Here is an 8,479-nt window from a genome sequence, read left to right as displayed (position 1 = left end):
ACGCCAGCCTGCTCCGGGACGGCGGCGGGGTCCGGGCGGCGGGGGACCCCACCGAGTGCGCCATCGTGGAGGCGGCCCGGTGTGCCGGGCTGGACAAGGCCGAGCTGGAGCGGAGCTACCCTCGTCAGGGGGAGTGCCCCTTCGACTCGGAGCGGAAGCGGATGAGCACCCTCCACCCCCGAACGGAGGGGGGCTGCCGTCTGCTGGTGAAGGGGGCCCCCGACGTGCTCTTTCCCCTGTGCGCCAAGGCGCTGGGGGCGGCGGGGGAGACCGACTTCACCCCCGCCCTCCGGCGGCGGGCGGCATCGGCCAACGAGGCCATGGCCCAGCGGGCCCTGCGGGTGCTGGCGGTGGCCTGGCGGGACCTGCCCCGGCTCCCGGCGGGGACCGACACCCGCAGCCTGGAGACGGGCCTTACCCTGGTGGGGCTGGTAGGTATGATGGACCCGCCCAGGCCCGAGGCGCGGGGGGCGGTGGAGCGGTGCTTCACCGCCGGCATCCGCCCGGTGATGATTACCGGGGACCACAAGCTCACCGCCCTGGCGGTGGCCCGGCAGCTGGGGATGCTGCGGCCGGGGGACCTGGCCCTCACCGGGGAGGAGCTGGACTTCCTCCCCCAGGAGCTGCTGGAGCAGGAGGTGGAAAAAGTCTCGGTGTACGCCCGGGTGACCCCGGAGCACAAAATGCGCATCGTCCGGGCCTGGCAGAGACGGGGCCAGGTGGTGGCCATGACGGGGGACGGGGTCAACGACGCCCCCGCCCTCAAGGCCGCCGACATCGGCTGCGCCATGGGCCGCTCCGGCACCGACGTGGCCAAGGGCGCAGCTGACATGGTCCTCACCGACGACAACTTTACCACCATCGTCCAGGCTGTGGAGGAGGGGCGGGGCATCTTTGCCAACATCCGCAAGGCCATCCACTACCTGCTCTCCTGCAACATCGGGGAGATCGCCGCCGTGGCCCTGGCCACCGCCCTGGACCTGCCCCGGACGCCCCTGACGCCGGTGCAGCTTCTGTGGCTCAACCTGGTCACCGACTCCTTGCCCGCCCTGGCCCTGGGGGTGGAGCCGGTGGAGGAGGGGGTCATGGAGGAGGGGCCCCGACCCGCCCGGGCCGGGCTCTTTACCAAAGCCTTCTCTCTGCGCCTGGCCTGGCAGGGGCTGCTGGTGGGGGCGGTCACCCTGTGCGCCTGGGCCATGGGCTGGTCCATGGCCGCCGACGGGGGAGCTCTGGCCGGCACCATGGCCTTTGCCACCCTCACCCTGTGCCAGCTCTTCCACGCCTTTGACGTGCGCAGTGACCGCAGGACGGTGGCCGAGCTGGGGCTCACCTCCAACCGGGCCATGGTCAAAGCCTTCCTGGTGGGGCTTGTCCTGCTCCTCTCCGCCCTGGTCTTCCCGCCCCTGCGGCTGGTCTTCGGCACCGTGGCCATGCCCCTGGGGGCCTGGGGCCGGGTCCTCCTGCTCTCCCTGGTCCCGGCGGCGGTCAGCGAGGGGGAAAAGCTCCTGCGCCGGGACCGCCGGAAGGAGCGGCAGGACCGAAAGGCCGTGGGGGCGTGAGAGAGCGGGCGGCAGTACCATGGGGGCGGCTGGGCAGCCGCGCCCCGTGAAATATGGTTCACTTGCCCCCTTCGTCATCCTGAGCGCAGCGAAGGATCCGTCTTTCTCATTTTTTCCGTGATGTGAGGGGTCAGGAGTACGGATTCTTCGCCTGCGGCTCAGAATGACAGGAGTGAGTGGCAGTACCACAGGCGCGCCGGGGTCGTCGCGCTCCACAAACAAGCGTTGCGCCGGATCGGTACGACGGACGGAAGGGCCCGCCGCAGAATTAGAAAATTCTGCGGCGGGCCCTTTTCACATGCTTTATGCTTTTTTCAGCTCAGTCCTCGGCGGCCCTGTTCTTCTTCCGCCAGGCGTCCAGCACGGCGCAGAACACCAGGGAGAGGTAGGTCTCCTCCTCGTTGGCGCTGCGGCTGGTGAGGGCGATGGGCACCTTGGCGCCCACCACGGCGCCGCAGGTGACGGCGTGGGCGTGGATGAGCCAGCTCTTCACCAGGGTGTTGGCGGTGGAGAGGTCGGGGGCGATGATGCCGTCGAAGCCGCCGCCGCTCCAGGGGCAGTCGTAGTTCTTCAAACGGGCGGCCTCCTTGCTCAGGATGAGGTCGTAGGCGATGGGGCCCCACAGCTCGCAGTCGGCGAAGGGGCGTTGCTTCTGCTCGGCCACCAGGCGCTGGGCCTCCACGGTGTCCTGCATGTGGAAGGTCACATGCTCCACCAGGCTCAGCAGGGCCAGCTTGGGATTTTCATAGCCGAAGGCTTTCAAGGCGTCGGCGGTGTTCTTGATGATGGCCTTCTTCTGGGTCATGTTGGGCTTGATGACCACGGTCATGTCGCTCAGGGCCAGCAGCTTAGGGTACTCGGGCAGGGAGGCCAGGGAGACGTGGCTCATGAGCCGCTCGGTGCGCAGGCCGTTCTTGCCGTCCAGCACCGGCATCAGGAAGTCACGGGTGGGGATGTTGCCGCGCATGAGCACATCGCCGTCGCCGGAATTGATGATGTCGATGGCCATTTGGGTGATGTTGTGTCCCGGAGGGGTGTCCACCATGGTGTAGGGCTCCTTCTCCAGACCGAACTGCTCCAGGACCGTGATGGTCCGGGCGCGGTCGCCCACCAGCACCGGCTGCACCAGGCCCTTCTCCTGAGCGGCGAAGATACCCTTGAGCATGTTCTCACCGTCGGAACCGGCCAGGATCACCCGCATGGGACGGGACATCTTTGGGACCCGCTCCAGGATCGCGTCAAAATTTTTCAGTTCCATATCGTCATCTCCGATCCACTTTAACCGTGTGGCTGCCATGCAGCCTGTCTTGTCTCAGTATAGCCTATCTCGCTGAAAATGACAAGAGAAATCGGGAAAAAGGAAATGTTCCGGCCACAAATGAAAGAGAGACGGCGGGCCCGTCCGGGAAAGCCCTGCGCCATATCCTCCGCGTCATGCTGAGCGGAGCGAAGCATCCGTTTCTCTGACTTTCACGGCGGCGGGATGGGGAATACGGATTCTTCGGCCTTCGGCCTCAGAATGACGGGGGAGGAGCCCAAGGAGGGAAGGGGGTCTCTTCCTCTATAAAAACGGCGGGCGCACCCTTAAGATGCGCCCGCCGCAGCGTGACCGAACGATATTCCGTCAAAGAGAGGGCTCAGCCCTGCTCCGCCGCCTCCCGGGCGGCGATGTCGGCCTGGGCCTTGGCCTCCAGCCCGGCGGCCTCCTCTTTGGGCACCTCCCGGATGAGGATGAAGGGGGTGAGCTGCCGGACCTGGCCGGCGGGGTTGTCCCCGATGAGCCCCGCCAGCTTCTCGTCGGGCCAGTCCTTCAGGGCGGAGCACTTGCCCAGGATCTCCTGGGCCAGGGCGTTGGCGTCCACGATCATGGAGACCACGCCGGTGTCGCTGAGGACCTTTTCGCACACCCCGTCGGGGTCGGCGGGGATGCGGATGCCCATTTCGGCATACTCCTCAATGTCGTGGCCGAAGAAGCCGTCCAGGCCGTAGACCTCATCGCCGGCGATCTTATAGAAGGTGCCGTGGACGCCCCGGAGCTTGTCCACAGCGGCCCGGAAGGCGGCCCACAGGATCTTGGGCGCGCCGCATTGGTTGATGGCGAACTGCATCTTATAGGGGACGCCGGCGCCGGGGCCGGCCTTGGTCTGCACGACGAAGCGACACAGGATCCTGGCCAGCAGTCCGGGCTTTACATCCTCGGCGTAGACCACGCGCTTCTGGCACAGGGAGACGATCTTCTCGCTCACCGAGACGATGTCCCCGGGCTGCCACACCGGGACCACATACTGCCGCACCAGGGCGTCATAGTCGTCCCCTACATTGACAAAGGGGATCTGGATGGCGTGACGGGCGTAGGTCTTGCCGTCCACCTCGATGATGAGCTTTTTCGTTGCGTTGACGTAGAAATCTCTTGCTTCCATAGCCGCTCCTTTTCCATCTATCCGCCGGAGGTGACCTCCGCTTTCTGACCTCAGAGCCGGGCTCCGCCCGGCGGCACGGTAAAAGTATAGCCGTTTCCCGGGAAAAATCAACCCTTCCGGTCCATTTTTCCCCAAAAGAGAGGAATAGAACGGGAGAGAGCGGGACAGACTAGGCGGGAAAGGAGGGAGGACGGGTGTTCGGACGGAAGACAAGAGGGGACGGGCCGGTGCCGCCCCACCCCCGGCGGGAGCCCCGGATCGACGGGCCGCTGACGGCGGAAAACATGGAGCGGGCCTTCGGCGGCTGCGTGGACTTCGCCCGGCGTCCGGCGGCCCTGGGGGGAGACCCGGCGCGGACGGCCACATTGTGTTATCTCTCCGGCATGGTGAAGATGGAGCGGGTCAGCGACTATATCCTGCGGCCCCTGGCCCAGGACGGGGCCCTGGCCGCCTGCAGAGAGGACCAGGCGGTGGAGCGCATCCGAACGGGGGCCCTCTACAACCTGATCGTGGAGGAGCGGACCACCGCAGACCAGGGGGTCTTCGACCTCATCAACGGCTGGTGCCTCCTCTTTTTCCCCCAAACAGGACGGGTGCTCTCCTTCCTGGTCCAGACGGAGGAGAAACGCTCCATCTCCCCCTCGGAGAACGAGCCGCCCCTCAAGGGCCCCAGGGACGCCTTTGTGGAGTCCATCCGCACCAATACCTCCATCCTCCGCCGCCGGGTGCGGACGCCCCAGCTGCGCATCCGGGAGCAGCTGGTGGGGCGGCAGACGGTGACCCCGGTGGACCTGGTGTGGGTGGAGGACATCGCCCGGCCGGAGACGGTGGCCGCCGTGGAAAAACGTCTGGCAGAGATCGACATCGACGGGCTCATCTCCCCGGCCAGCCTGGAGGAGTACCTTACCGGGGAGGTGCGCACCGCCTTTCCCACCATCCTCTCCACCGAGCGGCCAGACCGCTTTTCCGCTGGACTGCTGGAGGGGCGGGTGGGGGTGCTGGTGGACGGCCTGCCCATGGGCTGGCTGCTGCCCGCGGGACTCAAGGAGTTCTTCCGCAGCCCCCAGGACAAGGCCCTGAGCTGGATGGCCGCCTCCGCCCTGCTGGTGCTCCGGTATCTGTGCATGCTCACCACCCTCTTTCTCCCCGCCCTCTATATCGCCGCCGTCACCTTCCACCTGGAGCTCCTGCCCACTCGGCTGGCCCTGTCCATCGTGGCCGCCAAGCAGAATGTGCCCTTCACCACCATCTTTGAGGTGCTGGTCATGCTGGCCGCCTTCGAGGTCATCCAGGAGGCGGGACTGCGCCTGCCCAGCTCCATCGGACAGACCGTCTCCATCCTGGGCGGTCTGGTGGTGGGCTCCGCCGCTGTGGAGGCCCGCATCGTCTCCCCGGTGGTCCTCATCGTGGTGGCCGCCGCCGGCATCGCCGGCTACACTATGCCCTCCCAGGACTTCGCCGCCGCCCTGCGGCTGTGGCGCTTCGGCCTGGCCGCCCTGGCCGCCGCCGCAGGTATGTTCGGCGTGGCCATGGGCGGGCTCCTCCTCATCTGTCACCTCTCCGCCCTGGAGTCCTTCGGCGTGGCCTACCTCACCCCCTTTGACGCCGGCGGGGCTGGCCGGACCGCCAACGCCGTCCTCCGCCGGCCCCTGCCCTTCGTCAAACTGCGGGAGGCCGTCCTTCGCACCCCCAACCGCCGCAACCAGGGTACTTTTTCTTAAAAGAAAAAGTACCCAAAAAGAACCTTGTTACCGCTCTGAACGTGGGCGAAGAATCTGAAGTTGGTGCCCGGCAACGAAAAGCAGAAGGACCTCGCAGCAATTCCCGCCCACGCAGGCGGCGAAAAAAGTGGGGATAGGACCACAGCCTGCCCCTGTTCCGCCGGGGTAGTCTACCGTGTGCGGCCTGCTCCACTTGAATGATTTCTGCCCCGAAAGGAGGACCCCATGAGACGTATCCTTTATCTGCTGCCGGCACTCGGCATCCTGCTCACGGGCTGCTCAGCCCTGCCCTATGCCCATCAGATCGACAGGACGGCGCTCATGGAGGTGCTGGGTGTGGACGCGGCGGAGGAGGGCCAGGTGACGGTCACCGCCGCCAGCGGCCCCCGCCCGGAGGACCAGGAGCCGCTGGTGCTCAGCGCCCAGGCAGAGACCCTCTCGGCGGCCTGCGCCGACATGGGGCGCAGCGGGGAGGACTATGTCTTCTTCGGAGACGTGGAACAGGTGCTGGTGGGGGAGGAGGAGGCCGCGTCGGGGCTGGAACCCCTGCTCACCCACATGGCCCGAGACCCGGAGCTGCGGCTGGAGGCCGAGCTGTGGGTGGTGAAGGGCGCGCCGGCCTCATCGCTGCTGCTGGAGCCAGTGGAGGGGGAGAGCCTGCCCGACCGGCTCTCCGCCCTGTCCCGGAATGCCCAGCTGCTGGGCGGTCCCCGGCCCCAGATGGCCCGTGGAGCCCTCACCGACCTGCTGGAAAACGGGGATACCCTCCTGCCCGCCCTGGAGCGCCGGGAGGACGGAGCGGGGAACTCTGTGCTGGCGGGGGCGGGCTATGCGGTGGTCCGGGACGGCACCCTCCGGGGCTATCTGGGGGAGGAGGCCGCCTTTGGGGCCGACCTGCTCCGGGGGCTGGGCGAGGGACAGGTGCTGGAGCTGCCGGGGCCGGGGCTGGGCAGCTCCGCCCTGAAGCTCACCGGGATCGAGACCTCCTTCCGCACCGCCTTTCAGGGGGAGCGCCTGACCGGGCTGCGGGTGGCCTGCACCCTGGAGACCCAGGCGGCGGAGCGCACTGACGGCGTGCCCGGACTGGGGGAGGAGGACCGGCGGACCCTGGAGGCTGAGCTGGCCCGGCAGGCCACCGCCGCCATCGCCGCCGCCATGGCCGGGTTTCGGGCGCTGGACGCCGACGCCATCCATCTGTTAGACCGGGTGGCATTGGCGGTGCCCTGGAAGACGGCCCGCCTGGAGGCGCAGTGGGAGGAGGTCTTCCCACGGCTGGAGGTATCCATCCAGGTGGAGGCCACCGTGGCCAGAGATTAGAAAAGGGGGGAGGTCCGCCTTGGAACGGGACCAGATCTCTGTGGGGCAGCTCTATGCCATGCTGTTTACCGGGATCATGACGCCGGCGGTCCGGGCCCTGCCCGGACTGACCGCCGCCGTGGCCGGCAAGGCCGCCTGGCTCACCGGGCTGTTGGCCTTCCCGCCCCTGCTGGCGGGCGGCTGGGCTGTCTTCACCCTATCCAGGGGACAGGACGGTCTCGCCGGCGGCTTCCGGCGGGCCTTCGGCCCCGTGGTGGGCAGAGCCGTTACAATTATATATATGTTATGGGCGGTGTTCCTTCTCTGCGTGGAAGGCCGGCTCTACGCCGGGCGGATGGTCACCGCCGGCTACCGGGGGGCCTCGCCTGCCGTCTTCCTCCTGGTCCTCCTGGGGACCACGCTATGGATGGCCCGGCGGCGGCTGTGCGCCTTTGCCAGGGCGGCGCGGATCTGCTTTCTGGTCCTGGCCCTCATCCTGGCCCTGGTGGTGGGCTTTTCCCTCCTGGACGCCCGGCCCCGCCGGGTCCTCCCGGTATGGACCCAGGACCTGCCCGGCGCTGCGGCGGCCTCCCTGGTGCCGGTGGGGGTTCTCTCCGGTACCGTGTTCGGGGGCTTTCTGGCGGGACAGGTGACGCCGTCCCCCCACAGCGCCCGTCTGGGCCGACGCTGGCTCCTGGGGACCTGCGTCTTCCTTACCCTCCTTCAGCTGGGCGCCATGGCCCAGCTGGGAGCCGAGCTGTGCGCCCGGGTGGAGGTCCCCTTCTTTGAGATGGCCCGCGGCGTGGGCATGGATGGGGCCTTTCAGCGGGTGGAGTCCATTGTGGTGGCCTTCTGGGTCCTCAGCGACTTCGTGGGCCTGGGCACCCTCCTCTTTGCCATCCGCGCCATGGCCGGCAGTCTCCTGGGGCCCCGGTGGGCCGGGCGGAGCCCGGTCATCGCCGCCCTGCTGGCCCTCCCAGGGGCGCTCCTCCTCTTTCCCGACGACTTTGCCGCCCGGTCTCTGGAGACCTGGCTGGTGCCGGCGGGACAACTGCTGCTGGCTTTCGGGGTACCCATTCCGGCACTGGTCTGCCTGAAGCTCCGGCAGAGAAAAGGGGGGAAGCCCCCGCCTGATGACCCTGCCCTTTGACAGGGACCTATATCTTGGGGTGTAAAGAGGGGGAAAAGGGATAGATATGGTTGTGTTTTGCCCTTGAAAAAAGAAAAAGAAGAAAAGTCAAGAAAAATGCAAAAAGGTGTTGACAATATGGGAATGATTTGGTATATTAACTGAGCGCCTTGCAAGAGGCACGAAGGCAGAACGATGAGGAGAAGAAATTCTCCGAGCTCTGAAAAAAGTGCTTGACAAACTCTTGCGAGCCTGCTAGAATAAACGAGTTCGCGTCAGAGAGGACGACATCGAGAGTCACGAGAGTATCGGAAAACCTCGAAAAAGTTCTTGACAAGAGCTTGAAGATCTGGT

At 66.8% G+C, this 8,479-nt stretch carries 6 protein-coding genes; 4 read left to right on the top strand and 2 right to left on the bottom strand.

What is annotated here, in order from left to right; genetic code table 11:
* On the top strand, positions 1-1,559 hold a 1,559-nt coding region (locus tag Q0Y09_RS07690; RefSeq protein WP_297720005.1), incomplete at its 5' end, for a cation-transporting P-type ATPase.
* A gap of 319 nt (positions 1,560-1,878) precedes the next feature.
* Here the strand turns inward: Q0Y09_RS07690 and Q0Y09_RS07685 are convergent.
* Positions 1,879-2,817, bottom strand: coding sequence for a phosphate acyltransferase (locus Q0Y09_RS07685; RefSeq protein WP_297720003.1), 939 nt, complete (start codon positions 2,815-2,817; stop codon positions 1,879-1,881).
* Between the two features lie 379 nt (positions 2,818-3,196).
* Positions 3,197-3,979 (bottom strand): coenzyme F420-0:L-glutamate ligase, encoded by a 783-nt coding sequence (locus Q0Y09_RS07680; RefSeq protein WP_297720002.1) that lies wholly within the window; start codon positions 3,977-3,979, stop codon positions 3,197-3,199.
* A gap of 194 nt (positions 3,980-4,173) precedes the next feature.
* On the opposite strand from Q0Y09_RS07680, the gene Q0Y09_RS07675 reads away from it, so the two are divergent.
* The 3 genes from Q0Y09_RS07675 (at position 4,174) to Q0Y09_RS07665 (ending at position 8,146) form a co-directional block, all read left to right on the top strand.
* On the top strand, positions 4,174-5,700 hold the full coding sequence (locus Q0Y09_RS07675) for a spore germination protein (RefSeq protein ID WP_297720000.1): 1,527 nt from the start codon (positions 4,174-4,176) through the stop codon (positions 5,698-5,700).
* 225 nt (positions 5,701-5,925) lie between these two features.
* Positions 5,926-7,017: a Ger(x)C family spore germination C-terminal domain-containing protein gene (locus Q0Y09_RS07670; RefSeq protein WP_297719998.1), complete on the top strand. Its 1,092-nt coding sequence runs from the start codon at positions 5,926-5,928 to the stop codon at positions 7,015-7,017.
* A 19-nt stretch (positions 7,018-7,036) separates the two neighbouring features.
* Positions 7,037-8,146 carry a GerAB/ArcD/ProY family transporter gene (locus Q0Y09_RS07665; protein ID WP_297719996.1) on the top strand — a complete coding sequence of 370 codons (1,110 nt, stop codon included), beginning with the start codon at positions 7,037-7,039 and terminating at the stop codon, positions 8,144-8,146.
* The last annotated feature ends 333 nt before the right edge of the window (positions 8,147-8,479 follow it).

This window comes from Intestinimonas sp. (assembly GCF_026169115.1).
Taxonomy (GTDB): domain Bacteria; phylum Bacillota; class Clostridia; order Oscillospirales; family Oscillospiraceae; genus Intestinimonas.
This window is presented reverse-complemented; position numbering and strand designations above follow the sequence as displayed.

What these genes read in the sequence shown, in the direction of transcription:
- Q0Y09_RS07685 (WP_297720003.1), bottom strand. Translation starts at nt 2,817, where the DNA reads ATGGAACTGAAAAATTTTGACGCGATCCTGGAGCGGGTCCCAAAGATG.
- Q0Y09_RS07680 (WP_297720002.1), bottom strand. Translation starts at nt 3,979, where the DNA reads ATGGAAGCAAGAGATTTCTACGTCAACGCAACGAAAAAGCTCATCATC.
- Q0Y09_RS07670 (WP_297719998.1), top strand. Translation starts at nt 5,926, where the DNA reads ATGAGACGTATCCTTTATCTGCTGCCGGCACTCGGCATCCTGCTCACG.